We start from the raw sequence: 21,232 nt of genomic DNA, 5'->3' as shown, positions 1-21,232 counted from the left end.
ACTCAGTTGCGCAGTGTGATCTGGGGGTTGTCGCGCTGGCAGTGGCGAATGGCGGTGCGCAGTGCATCCACCGCTTTAAAACGCGGAAAGCTGGCGCGCCACGCTAACGCGACAGTGCGGCTCGGGGCCGGGTCGTTAAAGGGGCGGGTAACCAGCACCTCTTCGCTGTAGCGGCTAATGCCGGCGGCGGATACCGGTAAGATGGTAATGCCCAGACCCGAGGCGACCATATGGCGCAGCGTCTCGAGCGAGCTGCCCTCGGCGGCGGTGTGCACGCCACCGCTGTGGCCCTCTACCGACGACTTAAGGTGTGGGCATGTCTCCAGTACCTGATCGCGAAAACAGTGGCCCTCGCCCAGCAGTAACACCTCTTCGGAGTCCAGCGCCGTGGGGTCGATGCTGTCGTATTGCGCCAGCGGGTGGTCTTTGCGCATCAGCACCACAAAGGGCTCGTCGTACAGCGGCTGGGTAACCACGTCGGCCTCAGTAAAGGGCAGAGCGACGATAATCACGTCCAGCTCACCTTTGCGCAGCTTAGTGCGCAGGGTGCCGGTGTAGCTCTCCTCGACGTACAGCGGCATCTTACTGACTTCTTTTTGTAGCTCGGGGATAAAACTTGGCAGTAAATAGGGCCCAATGGTAAAGATGGCGCCGATGCTCAGCGGGCTGGAGAGCTGGTCTTTGCCCTCGTTGGCAATGTCTTTAATGGCGGCGGATTGCTCGAGTACTAAATTGGCCTGAGCGACGATCTTCTCGCCCAGTGGGGTGGCGGACACCCGCGATTTGGAGCGCTCAAACAGTGATACACCGAGCTCCTCCTCGAGCTTTTTAACCGCGATGCTCAAGGTGGGCTGGCTGACAAAGCAGCGTTCGGCGGCGCGGCCAAAGTGTTGCTCCTGAGCCAGGGTGACGATATAGCGCAATTCTGTCAGAGTCATGGTTCAGGTCCTGTGGGCTGCAAAAGTCATCGTGATGGGTACACTAGCAAAATGGATAGCGAAAAACTATTAATAATCGGTTGTGGTGATTTAGGCCGGCGTTTGGCCGACGCTTTGAGCGACAGCCACATTGCCACTAGCGGCGTGCGCCGACACCCGCCGTCGTCGACCGGCGCCTTGCAGTACCGCGCACTGGATGCCACCGACGAGCAAGCCATGACCGAGCTGGTAGCGGAGGGGTTTGACCATATTGTGCTGACCTTAACGCCCGCTGCTCGCAGCGAGGCCGGCTATCGCCAAGGCTACGTACAGCCGTGTCAAACGCTGGTGCAGGCTCTGGCTGCGGCAAACCAGCGCCCTCGTCGCGTGTTGTTTGTATCCAGCACGGCCGTTTACGGCGAAAACGCAGGCGGGTGGGTCGATGAGACAACGGCGCCTGATCCTGCGCGCTATAACGGCGAGCAAGTGCTGGCGGCCGAGAGTGTCCTGCGCCACGCCGAATTACCCCTGAGTGTGCTGCGCTTATCGGGCATTTACGGGCCGGGACGCAGCCGGCTTATTGATAATGTGCGTGAAGGGCGGGCTGCCCCTAAGCCCTCGTGGACCAACCGTATTCACGCCGACGATGCCGCCGGGTTTATGGCGCATTTGCTACTGAGTACAAACGCGCCGCAACCGCTGTACCTGGTGAGCGATAGCGAGCCGGCCCCTTACGCCGAGGTGGTGGCTTACATCGCACAGAGTTTGGGGGTGAGCTTGCCCGGTGCGGTACCGGCCGATGGTATGAATAAGCGCATCGATAACCGGCGGCTGTGTGCCAGCGGTTATCAATTGCGTTATCGAGATTATCGTGAGGGGTTTGCCGAGCTGCTAGGCGCGCCGGATACCTAGGGTGGTTAAACGAAGCCCTTTGTCTGTTTAGCCCGCTGTTACCATAATGCCGTCGGCTTCAACTTGAGCGCCTTTAGGCAACTGGCTGATGCCGATGGCGGCGCGGGCCGGGTAGGGCTCGTCGAAGTAGTTTGCCATTACTTCGTTGACGATGGGGAAGTTGCCCAGATCGGTGAGGTAAATGTTGAGTTTAACAATGTCTTGTAAGCTGCCACCGGCGGCCTCGCAGACGGCGGCGAGGTTTTTAAAGACCTGATTGGCCTCGGCGGCAAAATCACCCTGCACCATCTCCATGGTCTCCGGGATCAATGGAATCTGGCCGGACAAATAGACAGTTCCATTGACCTTGACGGCCTGTGAGTAAGTCCCAATTGCCTCGGGCGCCTGATCGGTGTGGATGATTGCTTTGTTAGGCATGATGATCCTTGCTGTATAGGAGAAAGCCCGTAAGTATAAACCTTGAGCTTGCCGGGGGCCAAGGGCGTTGCACAGCTAAGGGTGCGCCCTGCTGGGGCATCGTGTAATCTGGCGTTGCCCGCGTCCTACATAAGGCCGAATTATTTACAAGAGATAAGGAATAGGGAAAATGGAGTTTGTGCTGATTCTGGCATTGTTGTATTTATTTATTCGGGTGAGTCAGCTGAGGAAATCGGTAGAATTCCTGCAGCGTCAATTGACGGAACTGGCTCGTGTCAAAGCCAATTCTGCGCCCGATAATAAAACACAGGAACTAAGCTCTGAGCCGGACCTGGACTTAGACCCGTTGGATATTGGGCCCGATGACTTGCCGCTAAAAAAATCGAAGGTAGAGGGGCGTTCACCGCACGCAGCGAAAACCTCATCGCTAACAGGTTCTGGAGTTAGTGAAGGGCACGAGCCTGCTCGAGGCGAGTATTCAGCCCCGGTAACCTTTCCGGCATTTTTTGATCGTGCTTTAACGTGGTTTAAACGTTATTTTACCGAGGGCAATTTAATTGTCCGGGTCGGTGTTGTCGTTTTATTTTTCGGCGTTGCCTTTTTGTTGCGCTATGCCAATCAGCAAGGAGTGTTACCGGTACAGCTTAAACTGTGTTCGGTGGCCGCTCTTGGGGCGCTCTTGCTGGCAACGGGTTGGAGATTGCGTGGCGCGCGCGTTACTTACGGGTTGATTTTACAAGGTGGCGGGCTGGGTATTTTATATATCACGGTATTTGCCGCGCTGCGTTTGTTTCAGTTAATTCCACCGACAATGAGCTTTGTGTTGTTGGTGTTGACGGTAACTGTATCGGCGTCACTTGCGATTATACAAAATTCCCGATCATTAGCGGTAATCGCTATCACTGGCGGGTTTCTGGCGCCCGTATTAAGCGCCAGCGGACAAGGTGATCATGTCACACTGTTTAGTTACTACGCGCTGCTTAATACTGGTATTGTCGCCACCGCCTGGTTTAAAGCCTGGCGCATCCTAAATGTGCTTGGGTTTGTGTTTACCTTTGTTATTGCGAGCCTGTGGGGAGTACTGAACTATACGCCCGCCAACCTTCCCAGTGCGCAGTTTTTCTTAATATTGTTTTTTCTCTTCTATGTGTTTATCGCCATGCTTTTTGCTCGGCGCCAGCCGCCCAATTTAAAAGGTTACGTCGATGCGACGCTAGTATTTGGCGCACCTTTAATCGGCTTTGGGCTACAGGCTGGCATGGTGTATCAATATAAGTACGGATTGGCATTGGCGGCACTTATATTGGGTGTTTTTTATAGTCTATTACTCATGCTGTGTCGGCGCTTTGGCAATAACACTTATCGCTTGCTGTCGGAGGCGTATTTGGCATTAGCGGCGGTATTTTTGTCTTTAGCGGTTCCGTTTGCATTTGACGGTGAGTGGGTTGCGTCGGTGTGGGCATTAGAGGGCGCTGCTGTACTTTGGGTGAGTTTGCGCCAGAAGCGTCAGCTGGGAGCGATTTTTGCGTTGGCGCTGCAGTTATTGTCCGGCGTCTACTTTTTGTCGGCACAAGTGCATCGCGGCGACGAATCTTTGTTGCTGAATAGTGTTTTTCTGGGTGGCGTGATATTGGCCTTAAGTCATGGTTTTAGCAGTTACCTATTGCGTAATTGCACTCAAGATATTATTCGGGCCATTCGTCTATTTTCTCAGCCGCTGTTGCTGCTGGCGCTAACCTGGTGGTTTTTAAATGGTGCGCAAGAGGTGCTTGCGAATGTCGCATCACTTTATGTCTATGTCGCGATCATGGTGTTTGTCGCCGGCTCATGCGCGGTATTAGGTTTTTTAGAGATAAAATTACAATGGTCTGAACTGCGTTATACCGCCTTTGGGTTACTGCTGTTTATGCTACTTTCGGTGGCGTGGGCTCTGCAAACGTTGCATCACCCCGGTCAATATTGGGGTTATGGCGGTTGGTTTGCATTATTGGCGGTATATACGGGGCTATTGTACGTTCGGGATTATCGAGTACTGGCGGCGGTTAATACTGTGTGGCTTCACCTATTAGGTTGGCTGTTGTTTGCCGTACTGGGAACCACGGAATTAGTGTGGTTTGTCGCGGATAAGTTAAATTTAAACGATAGCTGGAAGATACTCGCATTTGTGCCAATAAGTGTGATGCTTATATGGTGCATTTTAAAATTAAACGTATGGCCGTGGGCCAAGCACTACACCAGTTATATAACCTACGGTAGTTTTCCGATAATAGCTTTTCTAGCGGTGTGGAGCATCGGAGTAAGCGCGTCGAATGCGGCGGACTTTTCCCCCTTGCCTTATGTGCCATTGATCAACCCTCTGGATCTGGTTCAGCTGGCGGTATTTTTGACTGGAATTTACTGGTGGCGTGACGTTTGTTTGTTGTCGCTCATCAAAGTAACCAAACCACAGGGCTGGGCTGTCGTCGCGGTGCTAGTATTTGTTTGGTGTAATGCAATGCTGTTGCGTAGTTTGCACCATTGGAGTGGGGTTGATTATGAGTTGGGTGCCATTATGAACTCGACACTTTCCCAGGCGGCATTGACGATATTTTGGGCGCTAGTGGGGCTTTTAACTATGTTTGTGGCTACCCGAAAACACTGGCGTACAACTTGGTTGGCGGCCGCCGCACTGCTTACGATTGTGGTGGCTAAGTTGTTTCTGATGGATATGCGAGATAGCAATACTTTAGAAGCTATTGTTTCGTTTATTGCGGTTGGTATTTTATTACTTGTGGTCGGATATTTTTCTCCGCTGCCTCCCAGGCGCCAAGCGGATCCAGTTAACTGATGGATGATAGTCGAGTAACAATATAGTGTTAACGACACAGGCTTTAACGTGGCCACTGGTTAATCCGTGTTAGTTAATCGGTGCTGTAATCTTTTATCTAAGCGCGAGCTTAACGCCCAGAGGCGCTAGTTTTTAAGTACCGGTTAGCGCCAGGATTTGGGGTTTGGTTAATATCGACTATCCGCTCAGAGCGGGTCAAAATTAACATGAGTGTGCTGTGGCGCCTCTTGAATGCGCACATACACAGCACATGGCCTGCTAAGCCGTGTTTCCGCACGGAACCCCTTATAAACGCCCCTTCTGCAGATTACCCGTCAATGTCCTCTGGTACAGGGCCGGCCTGTCCGGCACCGCAGCTCGCACTGGGTGGGTGTGAGCGGAGTATTGGCTTGTTCCTTCCTGTGGCAAAAATGATAGCGTTACCACTGTAATTAACATCATATTATCGTCTTTTGTGTGTTGATTTTATCATTATGACAGCGCTAACATACGGGCCTGACAATAATAAATTGTGGTTTGGTGTGCCCTCACCACCACAGCTATGGAATGGAATACCATGATTTACGCTAGCGATTATGGCGCGCGCTGGAATTTGTGTTCAGCGACGCAAATGCCCTTAGCGTGCGGAACTTTGCGCAACCCCCAGCTTAGCGTCAGTGCAAATTGCCGCGGGTATCTGAGTGAGCGTGTGACGCCTCAGCACAGCGCTGAGGGGTTGGGTCGTTTTGTTTACCTCAAAGATGAGCACAGCGGCGAACTTTATTCGGCGCCCTATGAGCCTGTGCGCAAGCGGCCCGAGCAGTTTAACTTTTGTGTTGGTTTACATGAGGTTACCTGGGACACCTTGTTCGACGGTTTAGATGTTCGACTGCAGTTGTGGTTGGCTGAGGACGACGCTGTGGAGCTGTGGCAAGTGTCGGTGGCCAATCGCGGAAAATCGTTACGCGATATTAGTGTGTATCCCTGCTTCTTGTTTGCTCAGTTAAATGAGCAGCACCGCAGTGCCGAGTACCGCCCCGATTTAGAGGGTGTGGTGGCAAGCTTTATGGTGCCAGAGGCCGGCGCGCAAGCGCCGCAGGGCAGCTATCGGCAGATTAAAAGTTTTGTTTTACACGAGCGGCCACCGGTTTCCTGGCAGGTGAGGCAGGCTGTTTTTGAGGGTGAAGGTGGGCTGCATAACCCAGATGCCCTCGCTCGCGAAGAGCTCGGTTGTGACGATGCACGGCAATACGATGTGCCTTTGGCGGCGTTGCAATATCGGTTGCAACTGGCGCCCGGAAGTACCGATACCCTGCGTTTTATGGTGGGTGATGCGCGAGACAAGCGCCACATACGCCGTTTGCGCGAGCGGTATTTATCGGCAACGGGTTTTGCCCGGGTTCAGGCGCAGCAGCAAACCGCTGGTGCCGGCTTTGCCAATACGCTGCAAATTGACTCGCCGGATGAAAACCTCAATCACTTTATCAATCACTGGTTGCCCCGTCAGCTGGCGGAAAGCATCGGCTCTGTCGACGATTTACAGCAAAGAATCGCTCTGGTGTACAGCCACCCAAGCGCCGCCAGAAACGAATTTCTTAAGGCGCTTAAGTGCCGCTCTACCGGACATGACGTTAGTGACGGTGTGCGGCATAGGCCTGAAACGACAAATGAATGTATTGGCTGGGTGTTGTATTTACAGGCGTATTTAGCGGAGACGGCTGATACGGCGGTGCTGCGGGAAACTATGGTGGGCGCTAACGGCGCGGCGATTAGCGTGTTTGAGCGGATCAATAGCGCTATGCATGAGCTGCTGGGGCGGGTCGATCGTCACGGCTTATTGCACAGTTCGCTGGCGAGTGCCGGAGGCGCCTGCGCCAATGAATCTTTGTCGGCGGTGTACGCGTTACAGCTATGGGCCGATGTTTGTGAAACTGAAATGCTGTTGCCTTCGGTTGCTCTTAAATGTCGCGAGGGTGCCAGCAGCTTGCGTCGGGCGGTAGAGCAGCACTTATGGGATGGCCAGTGGTACGCCCGGGGTATTACCCGTTATGGCGCCACCTACGGCGTGAGTGATGATCGCGAAGGGGCGATTTTTTTAACGCCGCAAAGTTGGGCACTGCTGACTGAGCCCGACGCGACAGAGCACCGCGGTGCTCTGTTAGCGGCCATTGATTCACAGCTTACGAGTGCCGCTGGCGTTGTGAATCTTGCCCCCGCGTTTAGTCAGATACGTGAAGACTTAAGTTATTTTTCGCGCAGCCATCCGGGGTTGGGCGAGAACGGCTCGGTGCATAGTGCTAGCGCAGCACACTACGCCTATAGCCTCTATCGTGCGAGGGAGTTTAAGCGCGCATTCTCTGTGTTGCGAGCTCTTATTCCTGGCCCCGATGGCGATCAATACCGCCAGCGGGGTCAGCTGCCGACGTTTATACCCGAATTTTGCAGTGGCGGCAGTGCATCGCTGGCAACTCGCGCGGGCCACACCAGTGGTGGGGCAAGCAGTGGTGCGGCGAGTTGGGCGTTGCTGGCGCTTCTGGAGGGGTTGTTGGGCCTCAAGGGCGACAAAGAAGGCTTAAATATTAATCCGCAGCTACCGCGTGAGTGGCATTACTTGCGGGTGGTAAAACAGTTTCGGGGTGCAACTTTATATATTTCGATGGAGCGGGATTTGGCTCTGCAAGGTATGACTATGACGATTGATGGCGTCGTACAACAAAAGTGCTGCATACCTAATCCGGAGCCTGGCCGACGCTATCAAGTTGACCTGTGTATCGGCCGGTTGGCGCAGGCGAGTCGTGCGCCAAACTTAACTTTGGCGGTAGCAACAGAACCGCCGTTGGTGCGTGTTGCCGGGCATTAATGCCCGGCTTTTTTATCGCGTCGCTATTAGCCCGCCTGGGCTAGCCAGTGATCAAGCTCTTGATGAAGGCGTGAGGTAAAGTGTCGGTAGTCGACGGTTTTTTGCAGATAACTGTTCGCGCCAAATTGCCGGGTTTGGGCAATATCGATCAAATCGTCGGAGCTGGTCAAAATCAACACGGGGGTCTTGTGGTACTCCCTGGAAGCGCGCATACGCTGCAAAATACTTAAGCCGTTGCCATTGGGCAGGTTGATATCCAGTAGTACCAGAGCTGGATCGTCTTGGCTTGGTCGGTGGGCGTAACGGCCCTCGGCGTAAAGAAATTCAAGTGCCTGCCTGCCGTCGGTGGCAAGCTCAATATGGTGTCGATCGCTAACATGTTTAAGGCCGATCAGTGCCAGCTCGGCGTCATCGGCATTATCTTCAACCAGTAGTATGGTACTCATAGTGCTTGTCTCCTTCCGTGAAACAAAAATAAAAAGTGGCGCCTTTATCCGGTTCGGCTTCGGCCCAAATCTGGCCGCCGTGGCGGCTGATAATACGCTGTACTGTGGCTAGCCCAATACCCGTACCTTCAAACTCATCGGCCTTGTGCAGTCGAGAGAACGGGGCGAATAGCCGTTCAGCATAGTCCATATCAAAGCCGGCGCCATTGTCGCGAATAAAAAATACCTCTTGTCCCTTATAGCGGCACTGCCCAACCTCTATGTGCGCATGTGCCTTAAAGCGTGTGTACTTAATGGCGTTTTCTAACAAGTTTGCCATTAACATCGTAAAAAATCGTCTATCGGCCCACGCTTGTAAGTTAGGCTGAATAACCACGCTGATGTCCCGCTCGGGCTCGCGTTCGCGCAGCTCGCTAAACAGCTGACGCGTTTGCGCGCTTACATCGATCAGTTCGCGCTTTAGCTCGCCGAGTGTGGCGCGGGATAAACGCAAAAAGCTGTCGATCATCTCGGCCATTTCGCGCGTGCCGGCCTCTATACGGCCGAGGTAATGCTGACTTTGCCCGGGTAGTAAATCACTGCAGTCGTCTACTAACATCCGGCGAAACCCTTCAATGCGCCGCAAAGGCGCGCGCAGATCGTGAGATACCGAGTAGCAGAAACTGGCCAGTTCGTCGTTGGCGGCCTGCAGTTCGGCCGTGCGCTTTTTAACCCGATCCTCCAGAATGTTGTTAAGGTATCTGACCTCCTCTTCGGCTTTGCGGCGTGCCAGCACATCACGCGCCAGCGCATCGTTGGCCTGACGCATACGGTCGTAGGCTTGGATTAGGTTCTCACTTAAACGGTTAAATGCGCTCGCCACTTGATCGAGCTCGTCGTTGCGATGTGTCTCGGTACGCTTAAGCATTAACGGGGCGGCGGAGTTGACCACATCAAACTGGTTGACGTGCTGCGCAATGCGTACAAGATGCGTAGTAATAAGCCGGTGAACGATAAACAAAATAAACAGTGACACTAAAAAAGTTTTAATGCCTTGGGTAAAAAGTATGACGATCAGTTTTTCCCACAGGCGCGAATAAACCTCGTTCAGAGATGCCTGAACCCGTAGGGTGCCTATACTTCGGTCGCCGTTTTGGTCGTGGTGAATAATTTTATAGTCGCGATTAATCACCCTGTGCCGGGTAAACTCGCCCAATATAATCGTCAGTGGCTGGGAGATTCCGGTAGGATCCTCGTAGATCGCGACGGCAACGACTCCCGGTAGTTGCCGAATACCTTCCATCTGTAATTTAAGCTGATGGGGGTCGAGATTCCATAGGCTGGCACCGATACTGGCCAAATAGCTGCTTTGTACATCGTCAAGGCGGGTTTTAATTTGCCCTACATCGCGCTGAAAGTCGACAAACAGTTGAAAGGCTGTCGCCACCAGCGTGACCAGTGAGCTAAACAGCACAATGGCAAACAATAGGCGTCGGCCAATGCGATCGCCCGCAAGGGGCGGACTTCGATGTGGTTGTTTAGCCATTATTAACGCTTACAGTTCATGCTGTTGCTGAATGATGTCAAACACACCCTCGGCACGCATATCGCGCAATGCCTGATTAATCGCAGGCATGGCATCCAGCTGTGCCGACGTTTTTGAGCATTGAAAGATGAGCGGAATCGTCTGCATCACAAGGGGTTTTCCCATCGTGTCGGCAATACCCTCTAACCGGGCAATGTACATCAAAGTCGGAATTGCACCGACGACAACATCCACCCGGTGACGGGCGACTTTGCGTAGCCCGGTTACGTAGTCGGTATCGAAGACTTTATCCAGTTTTTCATCGTTATCAAAGCGCTCATTAAGTGAGCCGCCGCGCAAGACCGAAATGCGCAGCCCACTTAAATCTTCGTATGCCTTGAGCGAAACGCTCTTGTTGGGAACAGCCCCTAACGGGTGATGGAAGGTTAGCTCACCGGGGATGACTTTTTCGGTGTCGAGCGGAGCCAGAATGGTGCAATCTTGCGAGCCCCGCTCCACTTCGCGTGCGGCTCGGGCAAAAGGCGCCAGGGTAACGTCAAATTGATAGCCGGTTCGCTCAGTCAATGCATTGACAATATCGGCAAAAGCGCCAGTTAAGGCGCCGGTCTGAGGAATTCTTGCGGCCCAGGGTGGAGCGTCAATGGTGACTATTTTAACGTGGACACCGGGCTCGGCATCGGCTTGTATGGGGCATGCTGCTAAAACGAGTAAGACACTCAGAGCTACCCTCAGGTGGCATCTAACCATTTGAAAAAAATCATTATTATTCATTAGCTTGCGCCTCATTAGTACGGCTGTATAGATTCTCGCTTGATCGCCGGAACAGTATAACGCGACTTTGACAGCCCGTCAGTTCTCACCCGTATCTTCGGGTTATTACCCCGTTTGAATCCCCTCTTTTTACGTATTCGCCGGTATTAATAAAGAGGCGGCACAGCTCTAGCTACTATCAAAGAGCGGTCATTTTTTAGTCTTAAAAATGCCGCGCGTTGTAATACTCCCTTCTGATCAATGAGGTAATACCATGAACGATCGTATTTTATTAGTAGTTGGTGACAAGTTTGCTCCTTATATCGCACACAAAGAGGCGATTACGGTTTCTCAACTGCACGGCTTGCTTAGTTTGCCGGTGCATATTTTGGGTAATCAAGAGCGAACGGTGTTGGTCCCGGGGCAGGGGATTGGTGAGCAGAGTCGTCAGCGTTTATTGGCGGCGGCTAGCCAGTCGAGCAACGTCTCTGGATTTGATTTCACGCTCTGGCATAACTTACCCGAGCGTGCCAGCAGAGCTCTGTCTCATAAGGCTGAGGTGTGCAATATATTGGTGTCAATGCCGCGCCCGGTGTCGGCAACCGAATATGAGTTGGCGCTAATGATTGATGAGGATTGCGAGCTAATGCAAGACCATTTGAGCGGCCAGCATGTACAGGGCATGGTGATTATAGAGGCGGCGCGTCAAGCGATGTTGGTGGTGACGGAAGCCTACCTGATGCCCAAGTCGGTTATAGACTATAGCTTTGTTTTTAATGCCTTGTCAGTGTCCTACAGCAATTATGCGTTTCCCGTAAATGCGACGATTCGCACCCGTATAACGGAGTGTGCTATTGATAACCCGAAGTTTTTAAAGTTTGCGGCCATTACCTCGGTCGAACAATCCGGTCGCGCTGTAGCTGAATTTACCATGTCGTTCTCGGCGATGGAGAAAGCCCGGCTCGTTAAGCAAGAGCGGATGCAATCGGTAAAAACACATCGACAGTTTGTCGCTGCGGTTGCCACTGAATTAGAGCAAGCTCAGCTGCTTGTCGAAAACGCATCACGATAGTGCGAGGGCTAAATAATGATTAGTAATCAAACGTTAGTTGAGCCGGAGCGTGGCTATGCTTTTTTTGATGTGGACAATACGCTTATTACACTTAACAGTATGCTGAGCTTTCAGGACTATTGGTATCGCCTTTACCCAGACCTTACGGCTGAGTCGAGTTATCGGGAGGATTTACGCACCCACTTACACGCGCATGCCTGTTGGGAAACTGTCAATAAACTCTATTATCGCCATTTTGCAGGGCGATCGGTAACGGAGCTAACGCAGGCGGGAGAGAGTTGGTATCAGCAGTGCCGGCGAGCGCCGGATTTTTATTGCCAGCCGGTGTTGGATGAGCTGCGTAAACACCAGCGTTCGGATTATCAGGTTGTTTTAGTGTCGGGCTCCTTCCCGGCGGTGTTAACCCCTATCGCTCGCGATCTGGGGGTAGCACACATATTGGCAACCCAGCTGGAGGAGCAGGCAGGTTTTGTGACGGGTTATCTGGCGGCCCCACCGATGGTGGGAGCGGGTAAGCGCGATGCGATACGGCCTTTGCTTGGCAGTAAGGCAATGGCTGAGCTCAGCTTTGCGTATGGCGATGATGTGTCGGATATACCCATGCTCAGTGCTGTTGGCAATCCGGTGGTCGTGGCTGGTGGGCGCTTATCGCTTGCTCAGGTAAAAAAACTGGGTTGGCGTTTAATCGCGCAGTAAGGGAGTAATATTAGATGGCTAACCTGACCTCTTCCCTTTGGCAGAGGTCAGGTTGCTGATAATTGCTGCTCGATTCTTAGCTGGATTTCATCAATGGCCACCGGAATGCTAAGCAAGAAGCCCTGGGCATGTTCACAGCCGATCTGCAATAACAGGGCGCGTTGCTGCTCGTCTTCTATCCCTTCGGCGACGGTAGCCATGCCTAACCCTTGGGCAAGCACCAGTATGGTTTTGACTAACTGCAAAGCGTTGTCGTTTTGGTGGATTCCACTGACAAAGCTGCGGTCTATTTTTAATGTGCTTAGAGGGTAGCGCTGCAAATATCCGAGCGAGGAGTAGCCAGTGCCAAAGTCGTCGACAGAAAAACGCACACCGAGTTCGGCAAGAGCATTGATATTGTCGTTGGTAGCGGCTTCATCGTTAATTAATATTCGTTCGGTAATTTCCAGCTCTATTTGCTCGGCCGGTATGCGGTTGATTTCGAGTTGTTCACGCACGAATTGTGCGTAGCCGGGTACTTCTAATTGGCGCGCCGAAATATTGATGGCCAGTCGCAGAGGTGGCTGGGTTTCCCGTAACAGCTTGCCAGCTTCGCGGCAGGCATTTTGCAATACCCAACTGTCTATTTCTTCAATAATACCAATACTTTCAGCGGCTGGAATAAAGTTGCCGGGCATGCGAAGAGTCCCGTTGGGCTGATGCCAGCGGACCAGTGCTTCAAAGCCGATAATGGTATGGTTTTTTAGGTTATAAATGGGTTGGTAGTGCAGAACCAGTTCGTTGCGATTCACCACATGGCGCAATTGGTTTTCCAGCTCAAGTCGCTCTACCAGTTGGTCGTTAATATCCTGGGTAAAAAATTGAAACTGATTGCGACCGTTGTCTTTGCACTGGTACATCGCCAGGTCGGCGTTGCGTAACAGTAGGTGTGGGTTGTTGGCGTCACCGGGGTACATGGCGATACCGACGCTGCAGGTCACATAGTAGTTGCGGCCGATAATAAAAAACGGTTCGGTAAATTTTGTCACTATTTGTTGCGCGATTTCTGAGACGGGGCTTTGCTCGTCGATGTTAGGCAGTAAAACCACATATTCATCGCCGCCCATACGCGCCAGAGTATCACCCGGGCGGATGCAGCGGCTCAGGCGGTCGGCGGCTTCTTTGAGCAAAAAATCGCCAATACTATGGCCGACACTATCATTGACGTTTTTAAAATGATCGAGGTCGATACCTAAGATCGCGACTTGCCGTTTGTTTTGCTCGGCCTCTTGCAGAGCCTCGATAATCCTTTCGACCAACAGTGTGCGGTTTGGTAAATCGGTTAAATCGTCGTAGCGAGCCTGACGCAGCAGCTGTTGCTCGTAGTTGCGGCGCACGGTAATGTCTTCTTTTACGACGATGTAGTGGGTTAGCTGGTTATCGATATCGGTGAGTGGGGAGACTTTAACGTTTTCCCAAATTAATTCACCGTTGGCCCTGACGCTGCATATTTCCTGTCGCCACTGCTCACCTTGACTGACGGTGCTGCAAAGCTGCTGCATAAGCTGTGCGCGCTCGCTGTCCGGTAGCGTGAAATCCAGCGGGCGCCCCAGCGCTTCGCTCGCGCTGTAGCCGGTGGCATTTTCAAAGCAAGGGTTAACGTACTCAATTTTGCCGGTGGGGTCGGTGATCACGACCGAGACGGGGCTTTGCTCAACGGCCTGGGATAAAATACGCACCCGTGCCTCTGCCTGACGGCGCTGCTCGCGAACGTTTGCCTCGCGCAGCTCTCGTTCTATAGCCGGAATTAGGCGCGCCAGCGCGCCCTTATCCATAAAATCGTGAGCGCCCTTCTTTAGTAGGCTGACGACATCTTCAGCGGTGACGGCACCGGAGGTGATAATAAAGGGGAGATCTTTACCGCTGGATTTTAGCGTCTCTAATGCCGCTTCGGCACTAAAGCGGGGCATCAGGTAATCACAGATGATTAAATCCCACGCGTGATCATTTAACGCCCGGTGCATGTCATCGCGGGTTTCTACCTGTTGCACCTCGGGGGTATAGCCGCCGCGAATCAGCTCTGCGGTGGTGAGCTCAGTGTCGATGTCAGAGTCTTCGACAAACAGTACCTTGAGTGGTGTTCCCATGCAGTGTCCCATCGTTCAGTGATCGGGTGGTGCGACTCAACCCTGGTACGTTTGGGTTTACGTGTTGACCACCGATTCGGTTAGCGGATGATACCGCCAAGCTGATTGTCTAATGTAGCGGCTTGAGTGGTAAATTGCGACCATCAATAGGGCAATTAGAACCATTTTACCGCTTTGCGTTAGCGTTTTTAGAGCATCAATGTGTTGCTGCATGCCCGGGACTGAGCTTGACGTGCAGCAACGGCTAGTGCTTTTTGCGGGTGCCCGGTTATTACGGGACGGTAACGTTAAAGTATTCGACCTTTCGGTTAGGGTACCCGTACACGGCTAAGGTGACCTCGTAAGTGCCAGGCTCAGCGAAGCTGTGGTGGGTTACAACGTCGGAGCTTTGACTGCCATCGCCAAACTCCCAGAGCAAATAAGCCCCCCGGCTGTTGCGGGCATCGACAGTCAAGGTGCGTCCGGTTAATGAATAGCTGTAGTCGGCTGTGGGCGCCTCGTGATAATAGTAACCGCAGCCAGTGGCAATGTACGCCGACGTGGTGTCGCCCAACTCACCGTCAAATACCGTGAGTACCTCAAGGCGGTAGCCGTCCCCTAAGGTGTGACTGCTCTCTTTGGTCAGAGTGTCGCCATCAGGATCGTACGATAGGCCGTTGGCAATACTGACGTGCCCGTCCGATACATCGTAAAAAATATCCGCAACCGGAGGGTTGTTACTGCTGTTGCTGTCGGTCACCACAATCGTTTGTGCTTTAGTACTTTACTGCTCGCCATCGCTGACGGTTAAGGTGATCTCATACTCGCCCGGCGCGTCGTATGTGTGCCAGGCGTTGGGGTGACTGATCGTGTGGCCATCGCCAAAGTTGAGCGTGTAGGTGTAGGCGGGGTTGATTGTCTCCGCCGAGCTGGCCTGCACGGTTAGCCCGTGAGCCTGAACCGTCAGGTTAGCTTGGGGCAGCGGCGTGATCGAGCACAGCGGCTCGATATACGTACCTGGATGCGCGCCTAAAATGCCAATGTTGGTTGTCTGCCCTGGCAGTAGGCTGCCGTTCCAGTGGGCGTTTTTCACGCTAACAACACCGCCGTTGCCTGGTTCTACCACAGAGTTCCAGTGATGATTCACACTGTGTCCTTGTGCCAGGCGTAAATACACCTCCCAGCTGTCGATAGCCTGAGTGCCGATATTGGTGATATCAATGTTGGCATTGTAGCCTTGCGCCCAAGGCTGGATGCTGTGCACCGTGCATTGCAACGCAGGCGTTACAACGCTTTGGCTTGGCGCGCTCGACGATGAGCACGAGGATGAGCTACTGCTTGCTGATTGTGCTGCACAGGGCGTGCAAATGATCGCCAGTGGAAGCAATAAGTGGTGAGCTTTTTTATAGATATTGAGATAAAGCATAACGTGTCCTTTTGTTAGTGTGCTTGTTTGATATCGCGGGTGCGACTGAGCTCGGCGGCTAAAGGGCATTATAGGCGCCGCGTCACGACTATTAGCACGGCGGTGCCCGAGCCGCCAAAATGGATGTTGTGAATGGCGGGCTGGTTCACACAGGGAGTCTTAACAGGCTTTGGGTGAGTGTAGTGGCACAATTGCTTACTTGCTTGAGTACTCTCAATGTAATCGATTACAATCGGGTCGCTTTAACACCCAATAATAACGAGCCCAGCGTTATCAGACTGGATCCTCCGGTCGTTGCCCTGCGCCAACGAGATAATATGCCCATGATAGCTCGCCCTTCTGTGTTATTTGTTTTATCCATGAGTGGTTTTATGGCAGCCTGCGGTAGCGCGGGAGGTGGCGGCCATAGCACAGCCGCTAGCGCCTCCCAAAGCAGCCTGATGGTTGCCGCTGATAGCTCTAGTGAAATCAGCAGTGCTAATAGTAGCGAGGCGCCCCATAGCGCATCGTCTGTTAGCTCCGTGGAGTTTTCAGATGTCATACCGAATGCCGCCAGCGATGGCTCACCTTATTGTCGCTACGATGACGCTGCCAGCGGCTGGGGCTGGGAAAATGGCCGTAGCTGCGTCGTGTACCAGTCTTCTGCCGACCCCGGTGTGGGTAGTTTTAATGACTGTATCGTCGGTAAAGAGGAGATCACCTATTGCGCCACAGAGGCGAGTGATTGGGGCGACACGGAGGGTAGTTATTGTATCGCGCGTGATTTTTGCCCCGGCAATACCACAGCGCCACAAACCCCACTATCGACCGCCTTGGTTACCTCCGGCGCCAGTGCCAACGCTAAGTCCGTGTTTAGCTACTTAAACAGTGTGTGGGGTAACAAAATGCTCTCGGGCCAAATGGATTTAACCTGGGACGACCGCATCGATATGCGCCAGCGCGTTATTGATGTTACCGGTAAAGCCCCGGCGATTATGGGTTACGACTTTATGAATTATGGCGCCCCGGGCAATGTTTCGGGGTTGGCGCAGACGCAAGAGGCTATCGAGCACTGGAATAATGGCGGCCTTGTGACCTTTGCCTGGCATTGGCGGGACCCATCCGGTGAGACCAATAGCTTTTACGTTGGCCAGAGTGACGCCAGCAAAAACACCCAATTCGAAATACCGGTGAAAAATGGTGAGCTGGATACCCAAAGTGACGCTTTTGACGCGATAGCGCGAGACGTGGACTTAATCGCCGGCGAGTTACAAACGTTAGCCAACGCCGGTGTTCCGGTACTGTGGCGGCCCCTACATGAAGCCGCCGGGGGTTGGTTTTGGTGGGGGCGCGAGCGCACCGATGGCGTACCGGCGGCCTATGCGCAAACGTTATTGTGGCGCTATTTGTATGATCGTCTCACCCATCACCACGGCCTGAACAATTTAATTTGGGTGTGGAATGGACAAAACGCCATCTGGTACCCTGGCGATGATGTGGTGGATATTGTCAGCACCGATATTTACGACGGTGAACGCAATAGCGAATCGCAAATAGGCTATTACAGGGTAACCAAAGCCTATCCGCAGCAAGAAAAAATGGTTTCCCTGAGCGAGAACAGCAACATCCCGGACCCGGATCAAATGCAGGCGGACGGTGCGTGGTGGCTGTGGTTTATGGTCTGGAACGACGGCGCCCTCGACACTACCGACGATCACTCCAGCAATTTTTGGACGGGCGAGTATTACAATACTGACGCCCATAAGCGACATGTGTATGAGCATGAACGGGTAGTGACGCTGGAAGAGCTGCCGGAGTTTTGATTAGCCGGCTGACGGGGGCCGGTCTACGGGGAACGATAAACATGCCGTTCCCCGTCCCCCGTTTCCCGTTCCCCGAAATTTACCTTCCATACTTTGCGGTAAAGCTCGCCTCGCCTAACGTGTTGGCGTTAATCATAAAGCCAATCAAGGCGGCGCTGGCGTTGTCTGGCGCTTGCAAGGTCTCGGTGCCCAGCGCGTAGAGGGTAAACTGGTAGCGGTGGGGTTCGTCGCCCTCGGGCGGGCAGGCACCGCCGAACGCTTTGACGCCGTAATCCGAGGGCCCCTGGCGTGCCCCTTCGGGCAGCATCTCGCCATCGGCGCTCCCGGCATTGGCGGCCAGCGAGTCAACTTCGGCGGGAATATTAACCACCTGCCAGTGCCACCAGCCCGAGCCTGTGGGTGCATCCGGGTCGTATACCGTGAGGGCGAAGCTTTTGGTGCCCTCGGGCGCGCCGCTCCACTGTAGTGCGGGCGATGTATTCCCACCGTTGCAGCCAAAGCCATTAAAGACCTGAGCCGCGCTCAGGGTGTCGCCGTCGCCGATGGTGGGGCTACTTAAGGTAAAAGAGTCAGCTAGCGCTGTGGCGCTAAAGAGCAGCGCCACAGCGCCCGATAGTAATTGTCGCTTTTGCATAATCACCTCTATGTATTGGCGCGAGTTTATCGGCGGTTGCCAATGGTACTCGCTATTCACCCGAGTGGTTCAAGGTATTATCCAGTGCTTATTGCACCAGCTCAATACTCGCTACTTCTTTCAACGGTGCCGGGCGGCTGCTAGGCTAAGCTCTTCTGTAACTGACCGAGGCTATGGCATGACGCTGCTGCTGTTATATATCGCTCTGGCGCTGGGCGTGTCATTTTTATGTTCCATCGCCGAGGCCGTATTGCTGAGTGTTACCCCCTCGTACACGGCCTTAATGGCGCAAGAGGGGCGGCGCTCGGGGAATTTGCTGAGCAAGTTGAGCGAAGACGTAGAGCGCCCGCTAGCCGCTATTTTGACGCTCAACACAATTGCCCACACCATTGGCGCTGCCGGCGCTGGTGCTCAGGCCACGATTGTGTTCGGCAGTGCTTATCTGGGCGCTTTTTCGGCGGTGTTGACGCTGCTGATTTTAGTGCTGTCGGAAATTATTCCTAAAACGCTGGGGGCTTACTACTGGCGCTCGCTCGCACCTGTGACGGCCTTTGGTCTGCACTACCTTATCAAGCTGCTCTACCCCTTTATTGTGTTGTCCGAAAAGTTAACCCGATTGATCACCCGGGGCGAGCGCTCCGGCAGCGGGCTCAACCGACAGGAGCTGGCGATTGCCGCAGACATCAGCAGCGCCGAAGGCCACCTGGATGAAAATGAAAGTATGGTGGTTAAAAACCTGTTGGCGCTGCGCCAAACCAGCATTCGCGAAGTCATGACCCCGCGCACGGTGTTGTTTAGTGAAAATGAAACCGACAGTGTGGGGGCGGTGCTGACGCGCCATACGACTATCCCATTTTCGCGCATCCCTATTTACGCCGAAACAACAGACAATATTACCGGGTTGGTATTGCTTAGCGATTTACTCCTGGCCCAGGCCCGCAATGAGACCGATACCCCTATTGTGCAGTATCGCCGAGAGCTGCCGGCGCTGTTAGGCGGTATGCAGCTGACTCAGGCGCTGGAGGAGTTTTTACGCAAAAAGACCCATATGGTGTTGGTGGTCACCGAGTTTGGCGATGTGCAGGGGATTATCACCCTGGAGGATGTGCTGGAGGCGCTGTTGGGGCGCGAGATCGTCGATGAGAATGACAAAACCCGGGATATGCAGGAGCTGGCCAGAAGGCACTGGCGCCGTCAGGCGCGCAAAAGCGACGCCGATATAGAAACTGACCCAAGCCTGGACGATTAAGCGCTCGGGGTATTACCCAAGCGACAGGCATAAAAAAAGCAAACCTCGCGGTTTGCTTTTTTGCTCTAGCGGAACAGGGCTACTTATGCAGCAACAATGTTCTCAGCTTGAGGACCTTTTTGGCCTTGAGTTACGGTGAACTCAACGCGCTGGCCTTCGGCCAGAGTTTTAAAGCCCGAGCCAGAAATGGCGCTAAAGTGAGCAAATACATCTGGGCCGCCTGAGCTCTGCTCGATAAAGCCAAAACCTTTAGCTTCGTTGAACCACTTAACGGTACCTTGAGTAGTATTAGACATAACAATATCCTGAAATTTATATAAGTGTGCCTACAAGAGGCTTGAGTAGCATAAAATGTAGACTGATATTTAAAACTGCAGGACGAGGTGTTACGAATAATACGTCGAAATGTAGGACTAAACTTGAGGTCGATTTCTAGCTGGTACCCACTGTATAGCCTTCATTAAGTTCTGTCTAGCTTTATTTTCAGGTATTTATCGCTTTATTGTACCGGGTGCGACTCAAGCGCTGCCTGCCGAACGTCTCGACGCTATCGCCGTGCACCACCTAAATATGATGCACGGCGTGGGGTGATTTTTAATGCCTCATTGCTTGATAGCGCTGTTTGTGCGGCAAGCAATAAACTTAGCAAGTGTCAGGCCGTACAGTATTACGAGGAGCAACCAGGGCATTGCGCCCCCACCGCCGGACTGATCCCGGTGAGTGATCGTTACGCTGTTGTCCACCTTTACCCGCTCTTTAAACGTCTCAAGCTCACGGGCTAAGTTAATCGACATGTCAGCCATGGCCAGCTCGAAACCTTCTTCTCGGGTTTCTCTGTTGACCTCGTGTATCTCAACCAGCGTAGCGTTATTTTGTGTTTCGCTGACGCCGGGAGCACGAAAAAGCATTTTGCGTGAGTTAACGTCAAATACGGCCGTATCGACAAACGTGGTTGCCTGGTTCTTACTGCCTTTAACCACATAGGACCCGACGATGGTCCAGTACAGTAGCGAGCTTTTTCGGCCAGATGAGATGGCGACTTGATCGTAAGATACCAGCGCAATCACGTCTAAGTTATAAAGCCGGGCTATTTGATCTATGCCGGCAAAGCCTTTCGAGCTGCGCATGTAAGTATCTGGAATGACGACAATATCGCGAACGTAGTTTAAATCCGAAAATTTTTGTTTTACTTGGGTTAAAAGCTGAATCTTTTTGGCCTCTGGCAGCATATTGGCTGCGCGATATTGGCCGGGCACAAAGGCGAGCCCTACGGTGAGAGGCAGCTTTAAATGCGGCGTAGTGTCTTGTTGGACTGAGGGGATTTCCCCGGCGGGATACAGATAATCGACCAAGCTGCTAGAGACGCCGGTGCGCGACTCGTCATTGAAGAAGCTGCAAGAGCAGATCAGTAGGCTAAGGGAAAAAATAGCAATAATACTGAGGGATTTGATCATTATATGTCCTTATAAAATATCATCCATTTACGATCGTGTAGGGTAGGCTTTGGGGTGCTGTAGACGGTTGAATCGGTTGAGCTTGATCAGCCTGAGCTTACGCTGTTGCGCATCCATGCGCCGCAAAAGTCCGTTTCGGTTAAGCTCAACCTCTTATCGCG

Annotated in this window: 18 protein-coding genes; 7 read left to right on the top strand and 11 right to left on the bottom strand. The window is 53.0% G+C overall.

What is annotated here, in order from left to right:
- Positions 1 to 2: 2 nt before the first annotated feature.
- Positions 3 to 938 carry a LysR substrate-binding domain-containing protein gene (locus tag AAC019_RS04870; protein WP_339897453.1) on the bottom strand — a complete coding sequence of 312 codons (936 nt, stop codon included), beginning with the start codon at positions 936 to 938 and terminating at the stop codon, positions 3 to 5.
- A gap of 51 nt (positions 939 to 989) precedes the next feature.
- Between AAC019_RS04870 and AAC019_RS04865 the strand changes: the two genes are divergently transcribed.
- On the top strand, positions 990 to 1,829 hold the full coding sequence (locus AAC019_RS04865) for an SDR family oxidoreductase (protein WP_339897451.1): 840 nt from the start codon (positions 990 to 992) through the stop codon (positions 1,827 to 1,829).
- 27 nt (positions 1,830 to 1,856) lie between these two features.
- Here the strand turns inward: AAC019_RS04865 and AAC019_RS04860 are convergent, their stop codons facing one another.
- Positions 1,857 to 2,246, bottom strand: coding sequence for a RidA family protein (locus tag AAC019_RS04860; RefSeq protein ID WP_339897450.1), 390 nt, complete (start codon positions 2,244 to 2,246; stop codon positions 1,857 to 1,859).
- Positions 2,247 to 2,415: 169 nt separating this feature from the next.
- Between AAC019_RS04860 and AAC019_RS04855 the strand changes: the two genes are divergently transcribed.
- Together AAC019_RS04855 and AAC019_RS04850 are read left to right on the top strand one after the other, a co-directional pair.
- Positions 2,416 to 5,073 carry a DUF2339 domain-containing protein gene (locus AAC019_RS04855; RefSeq protein WP_339897449.1) on the top strand — a complete coding sequence of 886 codons (2,658 nt, stop codon included), beginning with the start codon at positions 2,416 to 2,418 and terminating at the stop codon, positions 5,071 to 5,073.
- 556 nt (positions 5,074 to 5,629) lie between these two features.
- Positions 5,630 to 7,912: a hypothetical protein gene (locus AAC019_RS04850; RefSeq protein WP_339897448.1), complete on the top strand. Its 2,283-nt coding sequence runs from the start codon at positions 5,630 to 5,632 to the stop codon at positions 7,910 to 7,912.
- A gap of 26 nt (positions 7,913 to 7,938) precedes the next feature.
- Here the strand turns inward: AAC019_RS04850 and AAC019_RS04845 are convergent, their stop codons facing one another.
- The 3 genes from AAC019_RS04845 to AAC019_RS04835 are packed head-to-tail and all read right to left on the bottom strand — an operon-like array spanning position 7,939 to position 10,654.
- Positions 7,939 to 8,358, bottom strand: coding sequence for a response regulator (locus AAC019_RS04845; RefSeq protein ID WP_339897447.1), 420 nt, complete (start codon positions 8,356 to 8,358; stop codon positions 7,939 to 7,941).
- A complete protein-coding gene (locus tag AAC019_RS04840) occupies positions 8,336 to 9,883 on the bottom strand; it encodes an ATP-binding protein (RefSeq protein ID WP_339897446.1) in 1,548 nt (515 codons plus the stop codon). The genes AAC019_RS04845 and AAC019_RS04840 overlap by 23 nt, the downstream gene beginning before the upstream one ends.
- A gap of 9 nt (positions 9,884 to 9,892) precedes the next feature.
- The gene (locus AAC019_RS04835; protein ID WP_339897445.1) at positions 9,893 to 10,654 is read right to left on the bottom strand and encodes a transporter substrate-binding domain-containing protein; all 762 of its coding nucleotides are present in this window, start codon (positions 10,652 to 10,654) and stop codon (positions 9,893 to 9,895) included.
- A gap of 253 nt (positions 10,655 to 10,907) precedes the next feature.
- On the opposite strand from AAC019_RS04835, the gene AAC019_RS04830 reads away from it, so the two are divergent.
- Both AAC019_RS04830 and AAC019_RS04825 read left to right on the top strand, forming a co-directional pair.
- Positions 10,908 to 11,705 (top strand): AfsA-related hotdog domain-containing protein, encoded by a 798-nt coding sequence (locus AAC019_RS04830; RefSeq protein WP_339897444.1) that lies wholly within the window; start codon positions 10,908 to 10,910, stop codon positions 11,703 to 11,705.
- Positions 11,706 to 11,720: 15 nt separating this feature from the next.
- Positions 11,721 to 12,401 carry an HAD-IB family hydrolase gene (locus AAC019_RS04825; RefSeq protein WP_339897443.1) on the top strand — a complete coding sequence of 227 codons (681 nt, stop codon included), beginning with the start codon at positions 11,721 to 11,723 and terminating at the stop codon, positions 12,399 to 12,401.
- 47 nt (positions 12,402 to 12,448) lie between these two features.
- On the opposite strand, the gene AAC019_RS04820 is transcribed toward AAC019_RS04825, so the two are convergent.
- From AAC019_RS04820 to AAC019_RS04810, 3 genes are all read right to left on the bottom strand, one after another.
- On the bottom strand, positions 12,449 to 14,527 hold the full coding sequence (locus AAC019_RS04820; protein ID WP_339897442.1) for an EAL domain-containing protein: 2,079 nt from the start codon (positions 14,525 to 14,527) through the stop codon (positions 12,449 to 12,451).
- A gap of 271 nt (positions 14,528 to 14,798) precedes the next feature.
- The gene (locus AAC019_RS04815; protein ID WP_339897441.1) at positions 14,799 to 15,266 is read right to left on the bottom strand and encodes a PKD domain-containing protein; all 468 of its coding nucleotides are present in this window, start codon (positions 15,264 to 15,266) and stop codon (positions 14,799 to 14,801) included.
- A 24-nt stretch (positions 15,267 to 15,290) separates the two neighbouring features.
- Positions 15,291 to 15,932 (bottom strand): cellulose binding domain-containing protein, encoded by a 642-nt coding sequence (locus tag AAC019_RS04810; protein ID WP_339897440.1) that lies wholly within the window; start codon positions 15,930 to 15,932, stop codon positions 15,291 to 15,293.
- A 317-nt stretch (positions 15,933 to 16,249) separates the two neighbouring features.
- On the opposite strand from AAC019_RS04810, the gene AAC019_RS04805 reads away from it, so the two are divergent.
- Positions 16,250 to 17,734 carry a glycosyl hydrolase gene (locus AAC019_RS04805; RefSeq protein ID WP_339897439.1) on the top strand — a complete coding sequence of 495 codons (1,485 nt, stop codon included), beginning with the start codon at positions 16,250 to 16,252 and terminating at the stop codon, positions 17,732 to 17,734.
- Between the two features lie 79 nt (positions 17,735 to 17,813).
- Here the strand turns inward: AAC019_RS04805 and AAC019_RS04800 are convergent, their stop codons facing one another.
- On the bottom strand, positions 17,814 to 18,368 hold the full coding sequence (locus AAC019_RS04800) for a YbhB/YbcL family Raf kinase inhibitor-like protein (protein ID WP_339897438.1): 555 nt from the start codon (positions 18,366 to 18,368) through the stop codon (positions 17,814 to 17,816).
- A gap of 178 nt (positions 18,369 to 18,546) precedes the next feature.
- Between AAC019_RS04800 and AAC019_RS04795 the strand changes: the two genes are divergently transcribed.
- Positions 18,547 to 19,617: a CNNM domain-containing protein gene (locus tag AAC019_RS04795; protein WP_339897437.1), complete on the top strand. Its 1,071-nt coding sequence runs from the start codon at positions 18,547 to 18,549 to the stop codon at positions 19,615 to 19,617.
- Positions 19,618 to 19,700: 83 nt separating this feature from the next.
- Here the strand turns inward: AAC019_RS04795 and AAC019_RS04790 are convergent, their stop codons facing one another.
- Positions 19,701 to 19,913, bottom strand: coding sequence for a cold-shock protein (locus AAC019_RS04790; RefSeq protein WP_339897436.1), 213 nt, complete (start codon positions 19,911 to 19,913; stop codon positions 19,701 to 19,703).
- Positions 19,914 to 20,219: 306 nt separating this feature from the next.
- Positions 20,220 to 21,071, bottom strand: coding sequence for a rhombotarget lipoprotein (gene rhlP, locus AAC019_RS04785; RefSeq protein ID WP_339897435.1), 852 nt, complete (start codon positions 21,069 to 21,071; stop codon positions 20,220 to 20,222).
- Between the last annotated feature and the right edge of the window lie 161 nt (positions 21,072 to 21,232).

The sequence above is a fragment of the uncultured Gilvimarinus sp. genome (assembly GCF_963975215.1).
In the GTDB taxonomy this organism is placed as follows: Bacteria; Pseudomonadota; Gammaproteobacteria; order Pseudomonadales; family Cellvibrionaceae; genus Gilvimarinus.
Note: the sequence above shows the minus strand (reverse complement) of the source record. Positions and strands in the feature narration are given on the sequence as shown.

Bases quoted from the DNA above. Each gene is read 5' to 3' on its own strand.
- AAC019_RS04800 (WP_339897438.1), bottom strand. From the start codon at position 18,368: ATGCAAAAGCGACAATTACTATCGGGCGCTGTGGCGCTGCTCTTTAGC.
- AAC019_RS04845 (WP_339897447.1), bottom strand. From the start codon at position 8,358: ATGAGTACCATACTACTGGTTGAAGATAATGCCGATGACGCCGAGCTG.
- AAC019_RS04850 (WP_339897448.1), top strand. From the start codon at position 5,630: ATGATTTACGCTAGCGATTATGGCGCGCGCTGGAATTTGTGTTCAGCG.
- AAC019_RS04790 (WP_339897436.1), bottom strand. From the start codon at position 19,913: ATGTCTAATACTACTCAAGGTACCGTTAAGTGGTTCAACGAAGCTAAA.
- AAC019_RS04835 (WP_339897445.1), bottom strand. From the start codon at position 10,654: ATGAATAATAATGATTTTTTTCAAATGGTTAGATGCCACCTGAGGGTA.
- AAC019_RS04830 (WP_339897444.1), top strand. From the start codon at position 10,908: ATGAACGATCGTATTTTATTAGTAGTTGGTGACAAGTTTGCTCCTTAT.
- rhlP (WP_339897435.1), bottom strand. From the start codon at position 21,071: ATGATCAAATCCCTCAGTATTATTGCTATTTTTTCCCTTAGCCTACTG.
- AAC019_RS04810 (WP_339897440.1), bottom strand. From the start codon at position 15,932: ATGCTTTATCTCAATATCTATAAAAAAGCTCACCACTTATTGCTTCCA.
- AAC019_RS04820 (WP_339897442.1), bottom strand. From the start codon at position 14,527: ATGGGAACACCACTCAAGGTACTGTTTGTCGAAGACTCTGACATCGAC.
- AAC019_RS04870 (WP_339897453.1), bottom strand. From the start codon at position 938: ATGACTCTGACAGAATTGCGCTATATCGTCACCCTGGCTCAGGAGCAA.
- AAC019_RS04825 (WP_339897443.1), top strand. From the start codon at position 11,721: ATGATTAGTAATCAAACGTTAGTTGAGCCGGAGCGTGGCTATGCTTTT.
- AAC019_RS04805 (WP_339897439.1), top strand. From the start codon at position 16,250: ATGCCCATGATAGCTCGCCCTTCTGTGTTATTTGTTTTATCCATGAGT.
- AAC019_RS04855 (WP_339897449.1), top strand. From the start codon at position 2,416: ATGGAGTTTGTGCTGATTCTGGCATTGTTGTATTTATTTATTCGGGTG.
- AAC019_RS04860 (WP_339897450.1), bottom strand. From the start codon at position 2,246: ATGCCTAACAAAGCAATCATCCACACCGATCAGGCGCCCGAGGCAATT.
- AAC019_RS04840 (WP_339897446.1), bottom strand. From the start codon at position 9,883: ATGGCTAAACAACCACATCGAAGTCCGCCCCTTGCGGGCGATCGCATT.
- AAC019_RS04795 (WP_339897437.1), top strand. From the start codon at position 18,547: ATGACGCTGCTGCTGTTATATATCGCTCTGGCGCTGGGCGTGTCATTT.
- AAC019_RS04865 (WP_339897451.1), top strand. From the start codon at position 990: ATGGATAGCGAAAAACTATTAATAATCGGTTGTGGTGATTTAGGCCGG.